17 protein-coding genes and 1 riboswitch are annotated in these 23,246 nt (G+C 63.6%); of the genes, 9 read left to right on the plus strand and 8 right to left on the minus strand.

The genetic code is table 11. The features are described from left to right. Nucleotides 1–48: 48 nt before the first annotated feature. The gene (locus tag B384_RS0111330) at nt 49–942 is read right to left on the minus strand and encodes a C40 family peptidase (protein WP_019483229.1); all 894 of its coding nucleotides are present in this window, start codon (nt 940–942) and stop codon (nt 49–51) included. A gap of 3 nt (nt 943–945) precedes the next feature. Continuing rightward, nucleotides 946–1,162: riboswitch (cyclic di-AMP (ydaO/yuaA leader) on the minus strand. Nucleotides 1,163–1,464: 302 nt separating this feature from the next. On the opposite strand from B384_RS0111330, the gene B384_RS0111335 reads away from it, so the two are divergent. Beyond that, on the plus strand, nt 1,465–1,872 hold the full coding sequence (locus tag B384_RS0111335; protein ID WP_019483230.1) for a metal-sensitive transcriptional regulator: 408 nt from the start codon (nt 1,465–1,467) through the stop codon (nt 1,870–1,872). Nucleotides 1,873–2,105: 233 nt separating this feature from the next. Here the strand turns inward: B384_RS0111335 and B384_RS0111345 are convergent, their stop codons facing one another. After that, nucleotides 2,106–2,429, minus strand: coding sequence for a heavy-metal-associated domain-containing protein (locus B384_RS0111345; protein ID WP_019483232.1), 324 nt, complete (start codon nt 2,427–2,429; stop codon nt 2,106–2,108). Nucleotides 2,430–2,731: 302 nt separating this feature from the next. On the opposite strand from B384_RS0111345, the gene B384_RS0111350 reads away from it, so the two are divergent. Then, nucleotides 2,732–3,001, plus strand: a complete 270-nt coding sequence (locus B384_RS0111350) for an SHOCT domain-containing protein (RefSeq protein ID WP_019483233.1) — start codon at nt 2,732–2,734, stop codon at nt 2,999–3,001. 10 nt (nt 3,002–3,011) lie between these two features. After that, nucleotides 3,012–4,457: a multicopper oxidase family protein gene (locus tag B384_RS0111355; protein WP_024477346.1), complete on the plus strand. Its 1,446-nt coding sequence runs from the start codon at nt 3,012–3,014 to the stop codon at nt 4,455–4,457. Between the two features lie 65 nt (nt 4,458–4,522). Here the strand turns inward: B384_RS0111355 and B384_RS0111360 are convergent, their stop codons facing one another. Beyond that, nucleotides 4,523–6,631 (minus strand): DNA gyrase/topoisomerase IV subunit B, encoded by a 2,109-nt coding sequence (locus tag B384_RS0111360; protein WP_019483235.1) that lies wholly within the window; start codon nt 6,629–6,631, stop codon nt 4,523–4,525. Nucleotides 6,632–6,889: 258 nt separating this feature from the next. Here B384_RS0111360 and B384_RS0111365 point away from each other — a divergent pair, with 258 nt between their 5' ends. Further along, nucleotides 6,890–7,114, plus strand: coding sequence for a DUF7455 domain-containing protein (locus B384_RS0111365; RefSeq protein WP_019483236.1), 225 nt, complete (start codon nt 6,890–6,892; stop codon nt 7,112–7,114). A 112-nt stretch (nt 7,115–7,226) separates the two neighbouring features. Here the strand turns inward: B384_RS0111365 and B384_RS0111370 are convergent, their stop codons facing one another. From B384_RS0111370 to B384_RS0111380, 3 genes are all read right to left on the minus strand, one after another. After that, a complete protein-coding gene (locus B384_RS0111370; RefSeq protein ID WP_019483237.1) occupies nt 7,227–8,477 on the minus strand; it encodes an RNA polymerase sigma factor in 1,251 nt (416 codons plus the stop codon). Between the two features lie 283 nt (nt 8,478–8,760). Next, complete coding sequence (locus tag B384_RS0111375; RefSeq protein WP_019483238.1) at nt 8,761–10,008, minus strand: DUF4192 domain-containing protein; 1,248 nt, start codon at nt 10,006–10,008, stop codon at nt 8,761–8,763. Nucleotides 10,009–10,115: 107 nt separating this feature from the next. Beyond that, nucleotides 10,116–11,123 carry a proteasome assembly chaperone family protein gene (locus B384_RS0111380; RefSeq protein WP_019483239.1) on the minus strand — a complete coding sequence of 336 codons (1,008 nt, stop codon included), beginning with the start codon at nt 11,121–11,123 and terminating at the stop codon, nt 10,116–10,118. 174 nt (nt 11,124–11,297) lie between these two features. Between B384_RS0111380 and B384_RS0111385 the strand changes: the two genes are divergently transcribed. From B384_RS0111385 to B384_RS0111400, 4 genes are all read left to right on the plus strand, one after another. Beyond that, nucleotides 11,298–12,836 carry a leucyl aminopeptidase gene (locus tag B384_RS0111385; protein ID WP_019483240.1) on the plus strand — a complete coding sequence of 513 codons (1,539 nt, stop codon included), beginning with the start codon at nt 11,298–11,300 and terminating at the stop codon, nt 12,834–12,836. A 189-nt stretch (nt 12,837–13,025) separates the two neighbouring features. Then, nucleotides 13,026–14,408 carry a dihydrolipoyl dehydrogenase gene (gene lpdA, locus B384_RS0111390; protein WP_019483241.1) on the plus strand — a complete coding sequence of 461 codons (1,383 nt, stop codon included), beginning with the start codon at nt 13,026–13,028 and terminating at the stop codon, nt 14,406–14,408. A 125-nt stretch (nt 14,409–14,533) separates the two neighbouring features. Next, the gene (gene sucB / locus B384_RS0111395; RefSeq protein WP_019483242.1) at nt 14,534–16,372 is read left to right on the plus strand and encodes a 2-oxoglutarate dehydrogenase, E2 component, dihydrolipoamide succinyltransferase; all 1,839 of its coding nucleotides are present in this window, start codon (nt 14,534–14,536) and stop codon (nt 16,370–16,372) included. 47 nt (nt 16,373–16,419) lie between these two features. After that, the gene (locus tag B384_RS0111400; RefSeq protein WP_019483243.1) at nt 16,420–16,851 is read left to right on the plus strand and encodes an OsmC family peroxiredoxin; all 432 of its coding nucleotides are present in this window, start codon (nt 16,420–16,422) and stop codon (nt 16,849–16,851) included. A gap of 65 nt (nt 16,852–16,916) precedes the next feature. On the opposite strand, the gene B384_RS0111405 is transcribed toward B384_RS0111400, so the two are convergent. Continuing rightward, on the minus strand, nt 16,917–20,510 hold the full coding sequence (locus tag B384_RS0111405) for a S41 family peptidase (RefSeq protein WP_019483244.1): 3,594 nt from the start codon (nt 20,508–20,510) through the stop codon (nt 16,917–16,919). A 118-nt stretch (nt 20,511–20,628) separates the two neighbouring features. On the opposite strand from B384_RS0111405, the gene B384_RS0111410 reads away from it, so the two are divergent. Next, the gene (locus tag B384_RS0111410; RefSeq protein ID WP_019483245.1) at nt 20,629–21,522 is read left to right on the plus strand and encodes a TIGR01777 family oxidoreductase; all 894 of its coding nucleotides are present in this window, start codon (nt 20,629–20,631) and stop codon (nt 21,520–21,522) included. A 45-nt stretch (nt 21,523–21,567) separates the two neighbouring features. Here the strand turns inward: B384_RS0111410 and B384_RS19760 are convergent, their stop codons facing one another. Next, entirely contained in the window at nt 21,568–23,244 is a 1,677-nt protein-coding gene (locus tag B384_RS19760; protein ID WP_019483246.1) for a serine/threonine-protein kinase, read from the minus strand. Nucleotides 23,245–23,246: the final 2 nt, after the last annotated feature.

Below are 23,246 nucleotides of genomic sequence, written 5' to 3' on the forward strand. Positions count from 1 at the left end.
CCCGCCACTTTCAATTCAGTTCACAAAGAAACTCCGTGAGTCAGGGTATTAGCCGTTGACTCGTACGAAGTATGAACCGCCGAGGTCGGACAGTGGGTGCTCGATGGTGAGGTTTGATCCGTTCATGCCGCTGCTGATGACCTTGCCGTTGCCGACGTAGATGGCAATGTGGCCGGGGCGGACGACGAGATCGCCGGGCGCGGGGCTGGAGACCCGGGTTCCGTACTGGTCGAACTGCAGGGGTCCAAGGTCGCCGACGTTCAGGCCGATGGAGCGCAGAGCGCGTTCGACGAGGATGGTGCAGTCCTGGATGGAACCGAGCTGCCCATAGGCCGAGGCGACCAGTGCTGCGCCAACTCCGCTGGCCGGAGCTGCCTTGGCTGCGGGTGCGATCGGGGTGATGGCACCGGAGGCCAGTGTCATCATTGCTGGTGCCGCATCGGCAGCGGGTGCGGCCGGTGCTGGAACTACTGCCGGTGCGGCGGGTGCTGGTGCAGGTGTTGAGTAGAACGCCTGGCTTGCAGTTGCTGCTGGAACGGCGGCTGCACTGACGGCTGCACTGACGGCTGCGCCGCCGGTGAGCTGGATCTGCTGACCTGGGTAGATGATTGAAGCGTAGGATAGGCCGTTTTGCGCCAACAGGGTGTCGAGGTTAATACCGTGCAATGCGGCGATCGCTCCCAGCGTGTCTCCGGCTGCGACAGTGTGGACTCCTGTTGCGGGTGCTGAGACTGCCGGAGCGGTGGTTGCTGCGCCCTGGGTGTAGGTTCCTGCGTGGGCGGTCGCTCCGACGGAGAAGACGAGGCTGCCGGTCGCGACGGCGATGATGGCTGGCTTGCCCAGTGCTACGGCCTTGGTCCTGGCCGACTGGGTCAGACCCTCGAGGGCGATGGAGTGGGTGGTGGCGGCGCGGTGGCGTGCCGAAATGGACTGACGTGACATGATTGTTTGCCTCTCCCATGCCTGCGGGGTGAGCTGTCGGGTTCGGATGGGAGTCACCCGGCCGTCCTCTACCTATGGGCTACGCCTGCCATCGCGAACGATGCTGCAGGTCTAGCACTGGATAGTCAGATCGACTTAACCCCGAGGGTCACCGCGTGCGGTGGCCCGGTGGAAACGTGGTTCCCCCGTCCCTGCCATCTGGATTGTGCGAACGGGTCCCGGTGCAGCGGCAGGGCTCGGCATTCTGCGCGGGAATGTGATCTCGGCGGGGTGCCGGGATCACTCGAATGAGAATACCCCACCGTGGTATCGAAGTCACGTTAAGGTAACGGGATTTTCAAGGATCACCGCACCCGCGGGCCGCCGACCCTCCAGGGAACCTATTTCATCTATCGAGCGTTCACGGCGGGGTGGATCGTCGATGATACTTATAAAGGCCGCGCAGAGCGCATGGTCGAGGACGTACCAACGGCCTCATCTGGGTCCGACCAGAACAGGTCGGAGCATTGAAAGGATAGCGCCGTGAACGCCGGAGCCGGACCTCGGAACAGTACCGATGACACCCCTGGGGCAGCTGCCACGGAAGTCCCCGCGCCGGAGTCCACCGTCGCGGATCAGCCGGTTACCGCCGGTGCGGTGCACGGTTATTCCCCGGACAAGGCGGCCTATTTGCGGCGTCTGAAGCGCATTGAAGGACAGGTCCGTGGGATAGCACGGATGGTCGACGAAGATCAGTACTGCATCGACATTCTCACCCAGGTCGCGGCGGTCAACAGTGCCATGCACGCCGTGAGTTTGGGCCTGCTGCAAAACCACTTGCAACACTGCGTCGTCACCGCAGCCCAAGAAGCCAAAACCACTGGGTCCTCCGAAGCCGTCGACGCGAAGGTCAAGGAAGCAACACAGGCAATCAGCAGACTACTGCGCTGAGCCTTCCGTCGGCGCATATGCGCTCCCAGGCTTCATCAGGTTGGCGTGAGTGGCTTCAATTGGTTAGCCCGGCCGGATGAGCTTCGGGAACGGCCACGAAGACGGTTTCGATTCCCGCGTCGGTGACTTTATCTGCCTCATCGGGCAGAAGCACACCCGAGGGTGTTCATCCGTACCCAGAATCGGTGAGATCCACCTCGCGCCCGGGAAATCCGGCCGGACCAGGGAAAAAGTCAGGCGCTCAAAAGCTGGTACCCGGCCTGCTCGACCGCCGAGCGTACTGCTGCTGAGGGAACCGCCTCGTTACTGTAAACGGTGACCGTGGAGGTCCCGCCGGACACGAGATCAATCTGGACGTCGGTGACGTCATCAATCCCGCCGACTGCAGAGCTAACCCGGGACGCGCACGACCCACAGGTCAGGCCAGCGACACCGAAACTGGCGCTGATGCTGCCAGCTTGGGGAACCGTTTTGGCTTTGCTGTCCTGGGGGGCGCAGCAGGCACATCCGGAAGATGATGTGTCGGTCAGGGTCAGTTCGGAAGAAGTGCCGCACATGAGGGTCTCCAAAAAGTGAGGAATGGTTGTTCGAGAATCAGCGGGTGTAGCCATCCGGGTCATTCACGTTGGCTACAGCTGCTTGAGGGACCTTCTGGGAGTAAGCGGCCCATTTAGGGCCGGACTTCCCACTTGGGTACTCATAAGGTATACCCCCTAGGGGTATATGTCAAGGGTTGATCCGGGTACCCGGATCCCGCAGCGACTGAAGTCACCCTGGGACCGATTGGGACCTAAGACTCTACTTTTGGGCCGACGCTAGGCGGAGACTGGAAATCATCTCGAGGTGAAAGGTATCCGGCATGATGTGGGGTTATGGGCAGGGATCAGCGTGGATGTGGCTTTGGGGCGTCCTCCTGATCATCGGGATTGTGCTGTTGGTACTGCTCGCAGTCAGGGTCCTTGGCAACGGAGGCCGTGTCGGATACGCGTCACGGGATGCCTCAGGGGTGGGCGGCCCGCCCCACGGCCGGAGCACCGCCCACCAGATCCTGGACGAGCGCTTCGCGAAGGGAGAACTCACCGCCGACGAGTACCGCGAACAGCTCGAAGTTCTCGGTGAGGGCCCGTAGCAAACCCCCCATCAGCCGCCGCCAAGCGCTGCTACTGGGGGGACTCGGCATCGCGGGGACGGCGACTGGAGGTGCAGGCCTGATCTGGACGCTAACAACGCGGGAGCCACCCGTCACGGGAAGCGAACTAATCCAACCTCCAGAGTTACGAAGCAACAACGGTCAGCTACAGGTACGGCTGGAAGCCGCACCGGGACAAATATTGCTGGCCGGCCGACAGGCCGCAGCCCTCGGTTACAACGGGGGTATCCCCGGCCCGACACTCCGCGTACAAGCTGGCGATGTCCTCAAGATCAGACTCGTCAACAACCTGGACCAGCCCACCAACCTGCACGTTCACGGGCTTCACGTTTCTCCCGAAGACAATGGGGACAATGTCTTCATCTCAGTCGACCCCGGCAACACCTTCGACTACGAATACAAACTCCCAGAGGATCATCCACCTGGCGTGTACTGGTACCACCCACACCACCACGGCATGGTCGCCGATCAGATCTTCGCCGGGCTCTTTGGAGCAATCATCGTTGAGAATGTGGAACCCATCGAGGTGAGTACGGAACGGGTACTGGTCATTTCGGACACCACCCTGGACGGACTGGGAAACATCGTCGCAGTCCCGGCGATGGAACGGATGATGGGCCGGGAAGGTGAACTGATCCTGGTCAACGGGCAAAGCAACCCGCAATTCAGTGCCCGCCCCCGGCAACGGGAACGGTGGCGCATCATCAACACGTGCGTGTCCCGTTACCTCCGCCTACAGGTCGACGAGGGGCAACTGCAGCTTCTCGGCATTGACTCCGGGCGCCTACCAACACCCGAGAACGTGGATCGACTTCTCCTGCTGCCCGGAAACCGGGCCGATCTTCTCATCTCCATCCCGGCCGGTGATTCCGTGCTCCGAGCGTTCTACCAGCGCCGGGGAAGGGCGCCGGGAATGACGGGACGGGAATCCGGAGCACGCAACAACCCGGCCGACCGCCCCGACGGCTTCGCGCTGGCCACCCTCCACGTGTCCGGCGAACCGGTCGCATCCCTGACAGCCCCGACCACGCAAAAGGGACTGGGAGACCTGAGGTCAGCCCCCATCGCGGCACGCCGGGAAATCGTCATGGCCGGCGGGGGCATGGGCATGATGCGTTTCACCATTAACGGCAACGAATTTAACCGGGACAGAACAGACACAACGGTAGCGGCCGGGAATGTGGAGGAATGGACGCTGACCAACACGAGCCCCATGGACCACCCGTTCCACCTGCACGTCTGGCCGATGCAAATTATTGAAGAAAACGGCCAGGTAGCGAACACAACGATATGGCGGGACGTGGTGAACGTGCCCGCCAACGGAAGTGTCAAAGTTCGGGTGGCTTTCAACGATTTCCGCGGACGCTCCGTCTACCACTGCCACATCCTGGATCACGAAGACCTCGGCATGATGGGGACCATCGAAGTCCGCTGACAAATCCGTAGCAAGACTTATCCGACTGACCTTGTGCCCTTGGCGGGACTTGACCCCACGAGGGGTCAGGCGTCAATCCGCTCCCGGTCCAGGGAGGCGGCGCCAGCCACGATGAAATCCTTGCGCGGGGCGACGTCGCTGCCCATCAACAGATCGAACACCCGCTCAGCCGATTCGGCTTCCTGGATCCGCACCCGCCGAAGAGTCCGGTGCCTCGGGTCCATGGTGGTTTCCGCCAGCTGCTCGGCGTCCATCTCACCGAGCCCCTTGTACCGCTGGATGGGTTCCTTGTAACGCTTGCCCTGCTTTTCCAACTCTGCCAGCAGCCGGGAGAGTTCCTGCTCGGAGTAGGTGTAGATGGTGTCGTTCGTTTTTGACCCGTGGTTGACCACCTCGACCCGGTGCAGCGGCGGGACCGCCGCATACACCCGGCCGGCGTCTACGAGCGGCCGCATGTACCGGAAGAAAAGGGTGAGGAGCAGGGTGCGGATGTGGGCGCCGTCAACGTCGGCGTCGGTCATCAGGATCACTTTCCCATACCGCGCTGCGTCCAGCTGGAAGCTGCGGCCCGATCCGGCGCCCACCACCTGGATCAGCGCCCCACACTCGGCGTTGGCGAGCATGTCCCCCACCGATGCCTTCTGTACGTTCAGGATCTTGCCCCGGATGGGTAGCAACGCCTGATAGTCGGAGGAGCGGGCGAGCTTGGCGGTGCCCAGCGCACTGTCACCCTCGACGATGAACAGTTCGGACCGTTCGACGTCGTCAATCCGACAGTCGGCCAGCTTCGATGGCATTGAGGACGTTTCCAGGGCGTTTTTTCGCCGCTGGGTTTCCTTGTGTACCCGCGCGGAGATCCGGGATTTCATCTCGGCAACAACTTTTTCCAGCAGGAGCGCGCTCTGGGCCTTGTCGCCCCGGGCCGTGGAGTTGAGCTTGGCCAGAATCTCCTTTTCGACCACTTTCGCGACGATTGCCCGCACCGCGGAAGTGCCCAGGATTTCCTTGGTCTGGCCTTCAAATTGGGGCTCTGCCAGGCGCACGGTCAGGACCGCTGTCAGTCCGGCGAAGACGTCATCCTTCTCGATCTTGTCGTTGCCGGCTTTGAGCTTTCGAGAGTTGGCCTCGATCACTTTGCGGAAGGACTTCAGGAGGGACTGTTCGAAACCGCTCTGGTGGGTGCCGCCCTTGGGAGTGGCAATGATGTTCACGAAGCTCTTCACCGTGGTGTCGTAGCCGATCCCCCAGCGCAACGCGATGTCCACCTCGCAATCGCGTTCCACCTCGGCGATCTCGCTATGCCCGTTCTCGCCCAGCACCGGCACCGACTCCTTGAACCGGCCTGAGCCGTGCAGGCGCCACACATCGGTCACCGCGCTGTCCGCTGCGAGGAAGGTGGTGAACTCCGAGATTCCGCCGTCGTGCTGGAAGACTTCCTCCAACGCTCCCGCCTCGGCTGCGGTGCCAGGGAGGCGCCGCTCGTCACGGAGGGTGATCCTCAGCCCTGGGACCAGGAAGGAGGTTTGGCGGGCCCGTGCCTGGAGTTCCTCGTAGGAGAATTTTGCGTCCGGGGTGAAGATTTGCCGGTCAGCCCAGTACCGGATCCGGGTACCTGTCACACCCCGTTTGGTGGTGCCGACCACCTCGAGCCGGGAGCTTTCGAGGAACGGTTCGAACTTGGCGGTCGGTGACGGTGACTTCGCGTCCAGGAAACGGCCAGGTTCGCCACGCCTGAACGACATCTGGTAGGTCTTGCTGCCGCGGTCAACCTGGACATCCAGCCGGGCTGACAGGGCGTTGACCACGCTGGCGCCGACACCGTGGAGGCCGCCGGAGGCCGTGTACGAACCGCCACCGAATTTTCCGCCGGCATGCAGTTTTGTGAAGACCACCTCGACGCCGCTCAGACCGGTCTTGGGTTCCGCGTCCACCGGAATGCCCCGCCCGTCGTCGTGAATCTCGACCGAACCGTCCGGGTGGAGTATCACCTTGATGCTTTGGCCGTGTCCGGCGAGTGCCTCATCCACCGAGTTGTCGATGATCTCCCAGAGACAGTGCATCAATCCGCGGGAATCAGTTGACCCGATATACATGCCGGGCCGTTTACGGACGGCTTCAAGGCCTTCCAGGACGGATAGGTGCCGGGCGTTGTATTCGGTGCTTGGTGGCGCCACGTTGGGTGAGACTCCTTGGCAGGGGGTACAGGTGAGAGGCGACACCGGTCTTCGGGCGCCGCGCCGGGGGCCTCCGGACGCATGGCTTAAGCATATTCCCCCACCCGGGTCGTTCGGCTTAGGCGGGCCGCAGATCAAGCGGCAAAGGTGTGACGACGTCGGTCTATGCTACGCGCTCAGCGAAAGACCACCCAGCCTGCAATAGAACGGCAACGAATAGTGGTTATATGAACTACAGGAACCACTAAGGAGGCAATCATGACAACAGCAGTAGCAACCCGCGAGATGTCCGCGCTGGACCGCTGTGACCGCTGCGGAGCCCAGGCCTATGTGCGCGCAGTTCTTCAGTCCTCCGGTGGTGAGCTGCTTTTCTGTGGCCACCACGCACGTTCCGTCGAGTCGAATCTGCGTCCGCTGACGTCCGAGTGGCAGGATGAGACCAACCGTCTGAATGCAGCACCCGGACCGGTAAGCGAAGACTAAGAGCACCACCGACGGGCCGGCAATCCGGACCCGTTAAATCGAAAGTACCCCCACACTGATGTGTGGGGGTACTTTTTGCTATGGGGCTGGTTTCCCAACCCCATAGCGAGTCCTAGTCCAGGTAGTCGCGCAGCACCTGGGACCGCGATGGGTGGCGCAGCTTCGACATGGTCTTCGATTCGATCTGGCGGATCCGCTCCCGCGTCACCCCGTAGACCTTCCCGATTTCGTCTAACGTCTTCGGCTGACCATCAGTCAGGCCGAAGCGCATCGCCACGACCCCTGCTTCGCGTTCTGACAGGGTGTCAAGAACCGAGTGCAACTGTTCCTGCAACAGGGTGAAGCTGACCGCATCCGCGGGCACCACTGCCTCGGAGTCCTCAATGAGGTCACCGAATTCAGAATCACCGTCTTCGCCCAGCGGCGTGTGCAACGAAATGGGTTCGCGGCCATACTTCTGGACCTCGACAACCTTCTCGGGAGTCATATCCAGTTCAAGGGCCAGCTCTTCAGGCGTCGGTTCGCGGCCGAGATCCTGGAGCATCTGGCGCTGCACACGGGCCAGCTTGTTGATGACCTCGACCATGTGAACCGGAATACGAATGGTCCGCGCCTGGTCGGCCATGGCGCGGGTGATCGCCTGACGGATCCACCAGGTGGCGTAGGTGGAGAACTTGAAGCCCTTGGTGTAGTCGAATTTCTCGACGGCACGGATCAGACCGAGGTTACCCTCCTGAATGAGGTCGAGGAACAGCATGCCGCGGCCGGTGTAACGCTTGGCCAGGGAGACAACCAGACGAAGGTTGGCTTCCAGCAGGTGGTTTTTCGCCCGCTTGCCGTCATGGATGACCCATTCGAGTTCGCGGCGTAGTTTCGGATCGAGCGGCTTGGCCGCATCCTTATCGGCCGCCAGCTTCTCCTCGGCGAAGAGGCCAGCCTCGATGCGCAAAGCAAGATCAACTTCCTGCTCCGCATTCAGGAGGGCCACCTTGCCGATCTGCTTCAGGTAGTCCTTGACGGGGTCAGCGGTGGCACCCGCTGAGATGACCTGCTGGGCAGGGGCGTCGTCGTCGTCGGCGTCTGAATAGACGAAGCCAGATCCGGCCTTGGTCTCAGCCTCGGCTGCGGCCCGTTCGGTGGTTTCGGCAGGCTCGACCGGGTTACCGGCGGCGTCAAGCTCGGGGCTATCGTCTTCGACCTCGGCGGCCGCGGCGTTCTGGGCGGCAGCGGCTTTGGCTGCCCGCGCTGATAGCGGCTTGGCAGCAGCGGTCTTCGGTGCCGCCTTCTTGGGGGCGGCCCGGCGTTTGGTGGTCGTTGCTCCGGGTTCTGTTACATCCGGTGCAGTTGTCTTCTTGGCCGACACAGAGAACCTTTCATACGGCGTCTGTGATGTTACCAAGGGGGCAACACCACTATGACCCTGTCAAGTCCGTGAATGAATTCAAGCGGCTAAACGGGGCGTTCCTCATTGAAGTGGAACCGTCCCGCCCTCTGCCCTACCCAACCATCCTGCGAAGAATGGCCGATCTGACAGAGTAAAACACTACTTGATACACGAACCCGACCGGGTCTCGGTTCCTATTGTCGCACGATTCATGGGCTTCGATAAATCAGCGACCCACCCAAATCGGCTCCTTCGCAACCGGTTACGCAGCGTGTGGCGCACCATTGCGCCACGCCAGATCCCTGTCGCGTGACCATTCGGCGAGCATGCCGCGAGCCACCACCTCCTCGAGAAGTTCAGCAAGTGAATACCCCGGTATTTCCGCCATGGCTTCACCCAGATAGACATGCGCCCGGGACCCCCGACCCCTGGCCCACTCGATCCAGCCCAGCATGGTGAGCAGTGCGGCGCGTGGTTCGCCCACCGCAACAGCTGACAGCCGACTGAACAGGGTGTGGGCAGCATCAACCTGCCCCCACTGCAGTTGCCCTCTGTATTGCCCGATCAGAACATCGCAGAAGTCCCGCGCGTGAGCCTGTGCGGACTCCATTGGCTCGACGGGCAGCTGCTGGTCCGGGTCGAGGCCGAGCAGCGTCCGCGCCGATGCCGGCAGGTGGGCGGGGCCGGTGCCGGTAGGGCGCACGGTGTTGCCTTCCAGACCGTTCGCTGCGGCCTCCCAGCCCAGCGCTGCAAGGACCAGAACGGCGTCACGGATGGGACGGGAAACCAGTGAGGCGAGGAGATGGGCGGCTACCCCGACCTCGGTGATCGGCACCGTGGATGCGGTGCGGGCCAGCAGGCAGTCCCATAGCCGGAGGGTGGCGGCGGCCTGGTTTGGAGTTGTCCAACGATGCCCAAGTTTCGCCTGCTCGCCTCGACAGAGCTTTGCCAGGTCCGCTGGATCAGTCCACGCCGCGGGAAGGTCCGATTCAACTGCGGCGCCCAGAGAGTCAGCAAAGCTGCTGCCGCGGAAAGTCAGCTCAGCGTTCAACGGGCTCGTCAGGACGCTCTCGATCGAATGCCCCGACGGTGGACAGCAACTCGGGTCAGCGCAGAAGTAGTCCCGCCACATGGTGTCGGTGACCAACCAACCGTCGCGCAATTGCAGCCCCACGCCGTCGAGGCATCGGGTGAGGCTTCGCACCAGGTCCCTGCGGGGTGGCGCTCCGGTGCGGGTCAACGGTTCCCTGGTATAGACGGCCAGCAGTGAACCGTCAGCGGTGGTATCCGAGGCGAGGATTGAACAGACACCTGCGGCGTAGCCGTCCGGATCCAGATTATTCGCCGGAAGGTCCACGCGCAGCGTTGCCCCGACCCGCTTCCCACACATGGTCAGGAGCACGAGGCTTTCTTCCGGCTGAAAACCCAAGGTGTGGAGGATGTAGCTGAGAATGTCAGCAGCAGACGTGACCTTGAAGGGCTGCTCCGGCGGTGGGGATGTTGAAGTCATGGCATGAGCATGGCTGTTGTCACCCCGCTACGGGTCCGGTCTCACCGCCATGTGAATAACTGCACCTGATCCGGCGCTGTCGAGGACTAGTCGGTGCCGATGCGGGCTCACCGTGACGGGTTGTCGTCACCCTCGGTGTCGCCGCCGGCGGGGTCAGCGAGGTCCCCGGCTTTGCGGTCCTCTTCGAGTAGCTGCTCCGACTCGTCTGCGGCCTGTGGACTCGCCAGGTATGCCTCGACCGCCGCACCAATCTCGTCAGCGTCAGCGAGCTCGCTATTGTCCTTCACCAGCAGCGACCGGCGCTCGGCGCTTCCGGCGCGCTCGTCGAAGCGCTTCTCCAGCGTGCTGACTACTCCACTGACCTCGGCAGACCCGTCAACCTGACGGGCGATCTGCCGTTCAACATCCCGGCCTGCCTCACGCAACCGGTCGGTGGGAAGCACCAGGGACGCCGAAGCACCCAGGTATTCCAGGGCCGTGACAGCTGCAGGAGGGTACTCAGCCTCGGCAAGGTAGTGGGGGACGTGTACGACGTAACCCACGACGTCGTGTCCCGATTCGATCAGACGCAACTCCAGCAGATGCCCCACCGATGCCTGTAGCTCTGCTGTGGGACGCCACGTGTTCATCCCCTCGATCAGGTCCGGACGGTTGCCGTGAACCGTCACTCCGAGGGGACGGGTATGCGGTACCGGCATGGGAATCGAATTGATCCAGGACACCAGGGGAACCTCGAACCGGTCCACAAGACCGGTGACCGCACTAATAAACCGCTCCCACTGCAGATCCGGCTCAAATCCGGCGAGCAGCAGGAACGGAACGCCCATCCCGTCATAGACCCGGTGGAGTTCAAGCCGGGGAGGGTGATAGTCCGCGAGGTGATCCTCGGCGAAGGTGATGCGAGGCCGCCTGCTGCGGTAATCGATCAACTGGTCGGCGTCGAAGACCGCCACCAGCTCGTGATCCAGGGTGGTGAGCATTTCCTCGATGACCTGGGACACCACGTGGCCCGCGTCGACAAATCCGGTGAATCCAGCAAGAAGAGGAAGTCCTCGCAGCTGCTGCCCGTCGATCAGGTCAGCGTTTGCGTTGAACAGAGTCTCTGGATTAAGCATTTCCCCTCCTAACAAGGTTCTCGGCTTTCAGTACCCGTTACAACGTCAGGGGGACGTACATTCATTCCGCCCGACACCAGGTTCCTTTACAGACTACGATCGATGGAGGAAAGGCGCGGTATGACGCGCTCACCTACCTATCTGTCCAGCACATGGAAGTGAGGAACACACCCAGTGAATATCGCCAGCGAACTCAAGCTGACAGCTGTCACCAAGGACTCCAAGAAGACCGCCGGTGACGCCCTGGTAATCGGCGTCGGCCAACAGTCCGGCGGACCAGTCCTGCTCGACTCCCCGCTCTCGGCGAAGGACGCGGCTGCCCTTGCCGACTCCCTCCCAATGCTCGGCATTACCGGCGGCGCTGACGAGGTTCGCAGGCTGCCCGGCCTGGAGGGCAGCGCTGCGGAGATTCTGGTGCTGACCGGCGTCGGCCGTCTCCCAGCTGACGGAGCGATCACCCCCGAGGCACTGCGCCGTGCCGCAGGCGCTGCAATCCGTCAGCTCATCGGACTTGATTCGGTGACCATCGCGCTGCCCGCACCGACAGTCGCCGACGCCGCAGCAGTGGCCGAGGGCGCAGCAATGGGTGCCTACTCCTACACTGAACACCGCTCCGCCCAGGCAGCAAAGAACGGATCGCCCGCCAAGGAACCGGTCAGCAGCGTCACCATCGTGACTCCCGCCGCGCAAGACAAGTCCTTGAAGGCCGCCCTCAACCGTGCAGCCATCCTGGGCCGCGGCGTCAACATCACCCGCTCGCTGGTCAACCAGCCACCCAGCCACCTGTACCCGGAAACTTTCGCGCAGGCCGCCAAGGATCTGACCAAGGGTCTGCCGATCAAGGTCACGGTGCTGGATGAGAAGCGCCTGGAAAAAGAAGGCTATGGCGGAATTCTCGGCGTCGGGAAGGGCTCGTCCCGCCAGCCCCGGTTGGTCAAGATTGAGTACTCCCCCAGCTCGGCCAGCAAAAGCCTTGCCTTTGTTGGCAAGGGCATCACCTTCGACTCGGGCGGACTGTCCCTGAAGCCTGCTGCTGGCATGCAGACCATGAAGCTCGACATGGCGGGCGCCGCCGTCGTGCTGAGCGCTGTCCTCGCCATTGCCGAGTTGGGCCTGCCCATCAAGGTGACCGGCTGGCTGTGCCTCGCCGAGAACATGCCATCGGGAAGCGCGCAGCGCCCCTCAGATGTGATGACCACCTACGGTGGCCGCACCGTCGAGGTCCTCAACACCGATGCCGAAGGCCGGCTGGTAATGGCCGACGCGCTGGCCGCTGCCAGCGAAGAGGCACCGGATGCCCTCATCGATATTGCCACCCTCACCGGCGCCCAGATGATCGCTTTGGGGCGCCGCGTCTCGGGTGTCATGGGCGACGATGACGTGGTTGATGCAGTCAAGGGTGCGGCGGACCGGTCCGGCGAGCTGTTCTGGCCGATGCCCCTGCCTGAGGAGCTCCGCCCGAGCCTCGACTCCCAGGTGGCTGACATTGCCAACATTGGCGAGAAATTCGGCGGCATGATGACCGCGGCGGTCTTCCTGCGCGAGTTTGTCGGCGAAGTCAACGGTCGGAAGATCCCCTGGGCGCACCTGGACATTGCCGGGCCTGCGTTCAACGAAGGCGCCGCACACGGCTACACGCCGAAGGAAGCCACCGGAGTCGGTGTCCGCACCCTGCTGGCATACGCCGAAGACATGGCCACCACCGCCAAGTAAGCCTGCTGGGCAGTTTCATCCCCGCAACAGGGGTGAGACTGCCCACATCAGGGCGGAGATCGCCCTTCATCAAGTAGATGCTGGCCGGATCTGGGGATAGGGTAAGTCCTGATCACACCAAGTATTCCGCCAAAATCATCAACCGACGGGCGCACTAGCCCGTCACAGATTACGCGAGGGAGCGTCCAAGTGGCCGATACGGCAGCTGCGCAAGAATTCGACATCCTGATTCTGGGCGGAGGCAGCGGTGGCTATGCCGCCGCACTCCGAGCCGTCCAGCTGGGATTCACCGTGGGACTCATCGAGAAGGGCAAACTCGGTGGCACCTGCCTACACAACGGGTGTATCCCTACCAAGGCACTGCTGCACTCGGCCGAGGTCGCCGATACGGCGCGCTCCTCCGAGAAATACGGTATCAAGGCGACATTCGAGTCGATCGACATGCCTGCGGTCAACGCCTACAAGGACGGCATCATTGCCGGTAAGTACAAGGGCCTGCAGGGATTGATCAAGTCCAAGGGCATCACGGTCATCGAGGGCGCAGGCAAGCTCACCGCCACCAACACGGTTGAAGTGGATGGCACTTCCTACACCGGCAAGAACATCATCCTGGCTACCGGTTCCTACTCCCGCACCCTCCCGGGTCTCGAAATTGGCGGGAAGGTCATCAATTCTGATCATGCCCTGAAAATGGAAACGCTCCCCAAGAAGGCCATCGTGCTCGGCGGCGGCGTCATCGGTTGCGAATTCGCTTCCGTGTGGAAGTCCTTCGGCGTCGACGTCACCATCATCGAGGGCCTCCCGTCACTGGTTGCCAATGAGGACGCCACCATCGTCAAGGCGTTCGAACGGGCCTTCAAGAAGCGCGGCATCAACTTCAACACCGGTACCTTCTTCGAAAAGGTCGAGCAGAACGACGACGGCGTCGTCGTCACGCTGGCCGATGGGAAGACCTTCGAAGCAGACCTGATGCTGGTCGCCGTCGGCCGTGGTCCCGTCACTGAAGGACTCGGCTACGAAGAGGCCGGCGTCACCATTGATCGCGGCTTCGTGATCACCGATGAGCGTCTGCACACCGGCGTCGAGAACATCTACGCTGTTGGCGACATCGTTCCCGGCCTTCAACTCGCGCACCGCGGGTTCCAGCAGGGCATTTTCGTGGCCGAGGAGATCGCCGGCCTGAAACCGGTCATCGTCGAAGACGTCAACATCCCCAAGGTCACCTACAGCGAACCCGAAATCGCGTCGGTGGGTCTCACCGAGAAGGCCGCCAAAGAAAAGCTCGGCGCGGACAAGGTCCTCACCCAGGAATACAACCTTGCCGGCAACGGCAAGACCTCCATCCTGGGGTCGGCTGGCCTGGTGAAACTCGTCAGCGAGAAGGACGGGCCAGTAGTCGGGGTGCACATGATCGGCACCCGGATGGGCGAACAGATCGGTGAAGCACAGCTCATCGTGAACTGGGAAGCCTACCCAGAGGACGTGGCGCAGCTGATCCACGCCCACCCCACCCAGAACGAAGCGCTGGGCGAAGCACACCTCGCCCTTGCAGGTAAGGCGCTGCACGGATAACCGTGCACTAAGCTCGCAACTAAGCGTTCCACCAGCATTACTCGCAACCTTGGCGCTGCGGTGCCGGCCCCCTCCACGGGGCCAGCACCGCAGGGCAAAAACTATTCAGGAGAAACGGGGACACTATGTCTGAATCCGTCAACTTACCCGCCCTCGGCGAAAGCGTTACCGAAGGCACCGTTACACGCTGGCTCAAGGCGGTCGGCGACCGCGTGGAGGTTGACGAACCCCTACTCGAGGTGTCCACCGACAAGGTCGACACTGAGATCCCGTCGCCAATTGCCGGGGTCATCGAGGAAATCCTTGTAGCCGAGGACGAGACCGCTGAAGTCGGAGCGCCGCTGGTGCGCATCGGCGACGGGTCGGGCGGCTCGGACGACTCCGCTGCGTCGGGGGACGCGGCCGAGGAGCCTGCCGCAGAGGCCGAAGAGCCCGCAGCTGAAGAACCAGCCGCCGAGCCCGAGCCCGAGGAGAAAGCCCCCGAGCCCGCCGCTGCCGAGTCCTCCGCTGACTCCGCTGACTCCGCTGACGACTCGTCAGGCGGCGAGAGCACCGAGGTGACCCTTCCCGCCCTCGGCGAAAGCGTCACCGAAGGAACCGTCACCCGGTGGCTCAAGGAAGTTGGCGACGACGTCGAGGTGGACGAGCCCCTGCTTGAGGTCTCCACCGACAAGGTCGATACCGAAATTCCGTCGCCAGTCGCAGGGAAGCTGCAGGAAATCCGGGTTGGTGAGGACGAGACCGTCGAGGTTGGCGCAGTCCTCGCCGTCATCGGCTCCGGCGGATCTGCTCCGGCCAAGGCAGAAGCTGGCGCTGAGCCGGTCGCTGCGGCGTCGTCAGAAGAGCGTGAAGAGCCAGTAGCAGAGCCTGCCAAGACGGAGGACGCCCCGAAGGAAGAGGCTCCCACACCGAAGGAAGAGGCCAAGCCGAAGGAAGAGGCCAAGCCGGCTGCGCCCAAGGCGGCCGAAGAGAAGCCCGCCGAGAAGAAGCCCGCGGCGGACAAATCCTCCGAGGACAAGTCGGGCGGTTCCGATGCAGCCTACGTGACTCCCCTGGTGCGTAAGCTCGCGAACCAGCAGAACGTCGATCTGCAGTCCGTAAAGGGCACTGGAGTGGGCGGTCGGATCCGCAAGCAGGACGTGCTGGAAGCCGCTGAGGCAGCCAAGAAAGCACCCGAGCCGGCTGCAGCTCCCGCTGCACCATCAGCTCCAGCACCGGCAGCGCCGTCGCCTGAGGCCTCGAAGCTGCGTGGCACCGTCGAGAAGGCGCCACGCATCCGCCAGACCATTGCCCGGCGGATGCGTGAATCGCTTGAGGTGTCCGCCCAGCTGACCCAGGTCATTGAAGTGGATATGAGCAGGGTGGCGCGACTGCGTACCTCAGCGAAGGACAGTTTCCAGGCCCAGAACGGCGCGAAGCTGACCTTCCTCCCGTTCATCTCAAAGGCCGTCACCGAGGCGCTCAAGCAGCACCCAAAGCTGAACGCATCCTTCGATGAAGAAGCCAAGGAAATCACGTACCACGACGCCGAGCACCTGGCGATCGCCGTGGACACGGAAAAGGGTCTGCTGGTTCCTGTCATCAACGATGCCGGTAACCTCAACCTGGCTGGCCTGGCGAAGAAGATTGCCGACGTCGGCTCCCGGACCAAGAGCGGGAAGATCGGTCCGGATGAGCTGTCGGGCGGTACCTTCACGATCACGAACATCGGGTCGGTCGGCGCACTGTTCGACACCCCGATCATCAACCAGCCTCAGGTGGGAATCCTGGGCACCGGTGCGATCGTCAAGCGTCCCGTGGTGGTGACCGCCGACGGCGAGGACACCATCGCCATCCGGTCCATGATGTACCTCAGCTTGACCTACGACCACCGCCTGGTCGATGGTGCCGACGCTGGCCGCTTCCTGCAGTCATTGAAGGCACGCCTTGAAGCCGGCGCATTCGAATCGGATCTCGGCCTGTAACACGCACCATCCCCGAGGTCAGTAATCAACCATGAAGGAGAACAGTTATGGCTACAGTACGTAACGCCCACACCGTCTGGAGCGGCAACCTGCAGGCCGGAAGCGGCCAGGTCAGCCTCGACAGTTCGGGACTTGGCACCTACGACGTCACCTGGAAAGCCCGTTCGGAGGAAGCAGGCGGCAAGACCAGCCCTGAAGAGCTGATTGCTGCCGCCCACTCCTCATGCTTCTCCATGGCGTTCAGCCTGGCGCTCAGCGAGGAAGGCAAGACGGCCGACCGGATTGAGACCAAAGCCGAGGTTGATTTTGTGCCCGGTGAAGGAATCACCGCCATCCGGCTGATCCTGAACGCTGCGATCCCGGACATTGAGGACGCTGATTTCCAGCGGATCGCCGAGTCCGCCAAGACCGGCTGCCCTGTGTCCCAGGCCTTGGCCGGGGTCAAGAGCATCACTGTTGAGGCAACCCTGCAGTCCTAGTTCCACGCAAAAGAGGCGGCCAACCGGATATCCGGTTGACCGCCTCTTTTGTTTTCCCCGGAGGGTTAGCTCTTCGTCGGCCGTGGCGGTAACGGGCCCGGGTTGAGCTGGGGGTGGTTGGTCCGCACTGGCGGTACATCGGTGGGTAGCTCGGAGATCATCTCCCGCAGGATTGCGACACCCTGCTCCAGCTGAGGATCTTCCCCAGCCGCATAGGCGTGCGGCGGGAACGGGACCTCGATATCGGGGTCCACTCCGTAGTTCTCCACACCCCACCCGACGCCGCCGGTCATCCAGAATGCGTATCGCGGCTGTGTGACGGCGGTGCCGTCGGCCAGCGCGAACCGGCCATCGATTCCGACGACGCCACCCCAGGTGCGCGTGCCGATGACGGGCCCGATGCCCCTGAGTTTGGCTACCTGGGTGATGATGTCGCCGTCGGATCCCGCGAACTCATCCGTGAGGATGACCACGGGTCCGCGCGGGGCATGCGCGGGATAGGTACCTGGTTGCTCACCACGGGGGAAGGACCAGGCGGTGACCTTCCTGCCAATGAGTTCGGCCACGAGTTGCGAGGTGTGGCCGCCACGGTTGCGTCGCACGTCGACCACCAGGCCGTCGCGTGCGGTTTCACGGTCAAGATCACGGTGCAATTGCGCCCAGCCGCGCGCCACCATGTCCGGGATGTGAAGGTAGCCGAAGCTGCCGCCCGAGGCCTGGTGGACGATTGCCCGGTTGGCGTTGACCCAATTCTGGTAGCGCAGGCGTTCCTCACTGCGAAGCGGAACTACTGCAACGCGCCGGACTGATGCGGCGTGGGTTTCATCCCCTGCGCTCTCCTCCGTGTCCTCCCCTGCGTCTTGTCTTGAGGGCCGGAGAACTGTGAGTTCGACCGTTCGGCCGGCGGCACCGGTAAGGAGCACGGCCGGGCCGTGGGCCAACGGTACTGGGACACCGTCCACCGCTGCGATGATATCTCCCTCGGCGACTGCCACCCCTGGCGCAGTCAGAGGGGAGACCGCCTGCGGATCGGAGGACTCCCCGGCGAAGATGCGTTGCACCACCCAGCCGTGGGCTGATGGGGCCAACTCGGCGCCGAGGAAACCCTGTGCGCCGGTTCCCGGCTCCCCGAACAGCAGCGGAGTGACATAGGCGTGGGATGTCCCCAGCTCCCCGTGAACCTCCCACAGGACGTCCACCAGGTCGTCGTGCGACCCGAGCCGCTCCACCAAGGGACGATACCGGTCCCGGATGGCTGGCCAGTCCACGCCGCCCATATCTTCGGCCCAGAAGAAGTCACGCTGCAACCGCCAGGTCTCGTCGAATGCCTGACGCCACACGCTGACCGGGTCGAGGAGCACCCGGATCCGGCCCAGGTCCACCTCGACGTGGTCGGGTGAGTCCTTCTCCACCTTGCCCTTGGTTGGGACAGCAGTCACCTTCCCGGCGTGGATGAGCACAACCCTGCCGCCGTCGGCGCTAACTTCGAAACTGTCGACCTCGGCTGCCAGTGTCTCCGCGTCGCGTTTCGCGAGGTCGAAGCGCTCCAACCGTTTCGCCGGATCCTTGGCCGTGGTGGTGGCCCGACCGTCACCGGTCACACCGAAGCGCTCGGTTGCCGTCCACAGCAACGCGCCATCCACCGCGCGAAGCCCCTCATAGCCGCCCTGGGGCACGGGTACCGCAACGATCCGCTCTGCCAGTCGATCAGGATCGACGACGACGCACAGGTCCGGTTCGCCGTCGTCGTCCCTGCCGCCCACGGACCGTTGGGATCCGGCGGCCCCCAAGGCTTCTGTGGAATGCACCGACGGCCCAAACGGTGACGGCGTGTCAGCGGCGAGGGCCACCAGGAAGGGTTTCGTGGACACCGGGAAGCTCAGGTCAAAACGGTGGGTGTCATACACCGGGTCAAAGCTGCGGTCAGAAAGGAAGGCCAGGTACCGGCAGTCGCGGGTAAACACGGGTGAGTGATCCCGGAACCGGCCATCGGTCACATTGAGGATCTCGGCACCGGGCTCCGCCCGGGCCAGCCGGACCCGGGTCCTGGCACCTTCACCCGTCACCGGTTCCGCCCAGGTGAGCCACTGCGAGTCAGGGGAAAACGCCAGGTCATCGACCGCGCCGTGGGTGGTTGAGCCCAGAGTGAAGAGTTCGCCGGTGGAGATTTGGAGAACCAGGATTTGACCCATCTCGCCGGCCACAGCCACGCGGGTTCCGTCGGGACTGGTGACCAGGTTGCTGGCCCGGAACGGTCCATCGAATGCCCACCGCGACAGGCCTGCCGCTGCTGCGATGTCCTGTGCGGTGACAATGTCCGAGTCGGGCGCGCCCCCTTCGGACTGGGTTTCATCACCGGGCTGGGTTTCATCACCGGGCTGGGGCTTCGCCCCGGGCTGGTGCCCGGAACCCGAGGGGACGTCAGCGCCGGGGCGGCCTGCGCCGTCGGACGTTCTGACCGCGGGAACGGGGGCCGGCAGATCCGGCTCCTGCGCTGCGTGTGTTGAGGGAACGGCGGCGGCCGATGAGGTGGATTCTGACGCAGGACTGTCGGTGCCGGCGGAAAGGCCCGCGTCAAAGACGTTGCGGATATACAGCGCTTCTTCACCATCGTGGTCGGCGATGTAGGCCACACGGTCGACGCCGAGGGGCCGCCCCAGCCGCGCGCGAACACCCGCGGTGGCCTCCACCACGCGTGACGGTCCATCCCGGTGCGTCAGCCAGTGCAGGGTGCCGTGGCTCTCGACGACGCTGGCAGACCCCGTCGCTACCGGGGTGGCTGCCGCGAGGTGTCTGACCACGTTCAGCGGCTGGGGGCGCCGTCCGGTGGTGGCTGAGCCGAGTGAGATATCAAGTTTGACCGGTTCAGCATCGAGCGACTGCAGCAGCCAGATCGATCCCGCGGACTCAAACACAATCCGGGTGCCATCGGAGGTGGCATGCCGTACGTAGAACTCCTCGTGGTCGGTGTGGCGTTGCAGGTCCTCACCCTGGGGTGTCACGGAGTACAGGTTGCCGTAGCCTTCGTGGTCAGACAGGAAAGCCAGCCGGTTATTGATCCACATCGGATCGGCCAGGTTGCCGTCGAGCTCGGGGAGGAATCGGGCGAAGTCCCCCGACCCGTCCGCATCCATCCAGAGTTTGCCGGCTGTTCCGCCGCGGTATCGCTTCCACCAGGCGGGCTCGCGGGTCAAAACGCTGGAAATAACGAGGGGACGCTCGTCGCCGACAGCCGGGCCGGGCACTATCGCATCGAGTGGTCCGTAGGGGAACGCGGTTTGGGCGGAGCCGTCCAGCGGGACCCGGTAGCCCCAGGCGTGGCGCGGGTCCTCGTGTCGGAACGCGCTGGTGGCGATGACCTCCCCGTCAGCCGTGAAGCCTCGAACCTTCGTGCTCTGGTGGCCCCAATAGGTCAGTCTGCGGAAGTTTCCGCCCTCGGTGTCGGCGGCGACAACCTCGGGTGCACCCGCCTGGGTGACGGTCCAGGCGATGGTTGCTCCGTCGGGAGAGAATCGGGGCCCGCGGGCAGGCAGCTGCATTGCTGAGATCCGCCAGGCGCGTCCCCCCGACAATGGTGCGACCCAGACATCGTTTTCTGCTACGAAAGTGAGCAGGTCACCGTGGACATGTGGAAAGCGCAAATAGTGTGAGGAACCCATCCGACGATCATAGCCACGAACCTTGTTGGCAGTGGCGTCGAGGGGCCGCGGGGAAGCCCGTCCTCACGGGCGGAGCCTGTGGTTCCCATTGGGACCGTCGGGGTGGTGGGATAGGGGTATGAGAATTCTGATTTCCGGTGCATCCGGAACCATTGGCAAGGCCTTCATCAAACAGTTGGAACCGGGAAAACATCAGGTGAAACGGCTCGTCCGCCGGGCACCGTCGGGGCCTGACGAAGTCCAGTGGGATCCTGTGGCCGGAGGCCTCGATCCGGCGATCATGGATGCCACCGATGCAGTGGTCAACCTATCGGGCGCGGGCATCGCCGGGGCGCCGTGGACGAGGAGTTACAAGGAAACGCTGTACTCCTCCCGGCTGACCGCGACCCGCACCCTGGTCGAGAGCATGCGTCGGGCAGATTCACCGCCGACAGTATTCCTCAGCCAGTCGGCGTCTGGCTACTACGGCAACCGGGGGTCCGAGGTTTTGCCGGAGAGCGCAGCCTCGGGTGATTTGCTGCTCTCTGACATCTGTCGGCGGTGGGAAGCTGAGGCACTCCGGGCGCCCTCGTCGGTACGTACTGTCCTCATGCGAACCGGTGTGGTGATGTCCACCAGCGGCGGCGCGCTGCCCAAGTTGCTGGTCCCGCTGCGATTTTTTGTGGGCGGGCCGTTGGGATCGGGAAACCAGTGGTGGCCGTGGGTGACCCTTGATGATCAGGTTCGAGCGATGGCGTTCCTCCTTGAGGCTGAGGTCAGCGGACCGGTCAACATCTCCTCGCCTTCCCCCGCGACGCTGACCGACCTGACCGAGGCTCTCGGTGCTGCGTTGAACCGGCCCACCCGCTTCAGGGTTCCTGAGTGGGTCCTGACCGCGGTCCTTGGCCAGCTGGCCAAGGAGTTGTTACTGCCAAGCGCACGGCTTGACCCCACAGTGCTCAAGAATGCGGGATTCGAATTCCGGCACAGTTCATTGGACGACCTGGCCCGATGGGTTCGCGAGTCCCGATAACCGAGCCGGAACAACACCAACAAACAACGGGCGGCGCCCCGGGTTCTAGGGCTCGTGGACGGCGGAAATCCGCCAGTGATCAGGTCCTCGCTGAAGAACGAAGACCAGTTGCTGGGTCACTGGCGAGGTCTCGGTCCGGTGCACATCTCCACTGGGGGTGACCTCGTCGAAGCCAGAGGTGGTGGCCGTGGCGGCGACCGCAACAACATGGCCGCCAGGACCGGCACTGTCAGTCGCCACGGCGGCGCCCGATGACAGTTCGACCGGTGTGAGGTCTGTCAGTTCAATCGTGAGCCCGGACAGGGTGTGTCCGCGGTCCCTCAGTTCCAGCACTGCTTCCTCGTCGGCGGCCATGGCTGGTGATGAGGGCACATTGACCAGCTTCAGGAGTTCGGCGTCGGCAGTCTCAAAGGCTTGTTCCCTGAGCCGGGACAGGAGAGGCAGGACCGTCAGGGGATCGGCGTCGGCGAGTGCAGTGGACGCAACGGCCGCGGAGGGGGCCGCCGCGGTGGAGCGGGTTGCCTCCTGCGATGGTGGGATGTCTGCCGTGGCGGCAGTCTCACCCTGGCCAGGCGGAGTGCTGGAAGGGCCGCTGCCATCCAGCGCGCCCGGGGCCTCTCCCCCGATTCCCAGCAGCGTGCCTGCGAACAGTGCACCGCAGACGGAGAGCACAATCATGCTCAGGGCGGTAACCGCCAGTCCGACTAGCCGGGCCGGACGGCGGGTCCGATGGGTTGCTGGCCGGCGATCGGAGGGCTGATGTTCGCCCGACTGGTGATCGCCAGGCCGACGTTTTGCGGGCCGGTGTTTGCCTGCCGACCGGCGCCGTCCCGTTGGCGGGTTGGCTGAACCAGTAGTGGACCTGCGCGTCCTGAGATGCGGCAACACATCCGGGTGGACGGCTGCCACCAGATCAAGCGGCTCGGCCTGCGCCGTGCGCTGCACGGCCCGGGCAAATTCGCTGGCGGTGGGTCTCTCCCCCGGTTCTCCTTCCAGGCCCCAGTTGATGAGGTCCATGAGGTCCTCGGGCGCTTCCGGCACCAGCAGGGAAAGCGGCGGCCGCTGGATCGCCGGCCCCGGAACCCGCCCGGTCAGGGCGAACCAACCGACAGCGGCAAGCGCATAGATGTCAGCCTCGGTATTCAGCCCGTCAGGGTCCTGAGGCGTCTCCTGGAAGCCTGGTGTGCCGCCCGCACGATGCCTGGCTTCCCCCAGCAGGCGACCGACCCCGAAGTCAGCCAACAGCGGTTTGCCCACTTCCGTAAACAGGATGTTGCCGGGCGCTACGTCCCCATGGACGGCTCCCAGGCCGTGCAGGAACGCCAGCACCTGCGCCAGCGGGGTCAGCACCGTGACAACCTCCCCCGGAGGAAGAGGGCCTCTCACGGAGACGAGGTTCAGCAACGACCCACCGGCGGCGTATTCCATTCGGAGGCCCATCCCCTGGTCAGTGTGGATCACTTCATGGAGGGTCACCAAATGCTCATGCGGGAACCGGGCAAGGAACCGCTCCTCGCCACTCACAGCATCGGATCGCAGGGGATCAGCGCGGGCCGGGCCAAGAACCTTCAACGCGAAGAACTCTCCGGAGTCGTTCCGAATCAGCCAGACGCTCGCGCTGCCGCCGCGACCCAGCAGACGCTCACACTGGTAACCCGTAAGCAGCGGCGGGGTGGAAATCGGTTCCTCCTCGCCACCCTTGCCGGTGCGGCTGCTGTCCATGC

This window comes from Arthrobacter sp. TB 23 (assembly GCF_000294595.1).
In the GTDB taxonomy this organism is placed as follows: domain Bacteria; phylum Actinomycetota; class Actinomycetes; order Actinomycetales; family Micrococcaceae; genus Arthrobacter_D.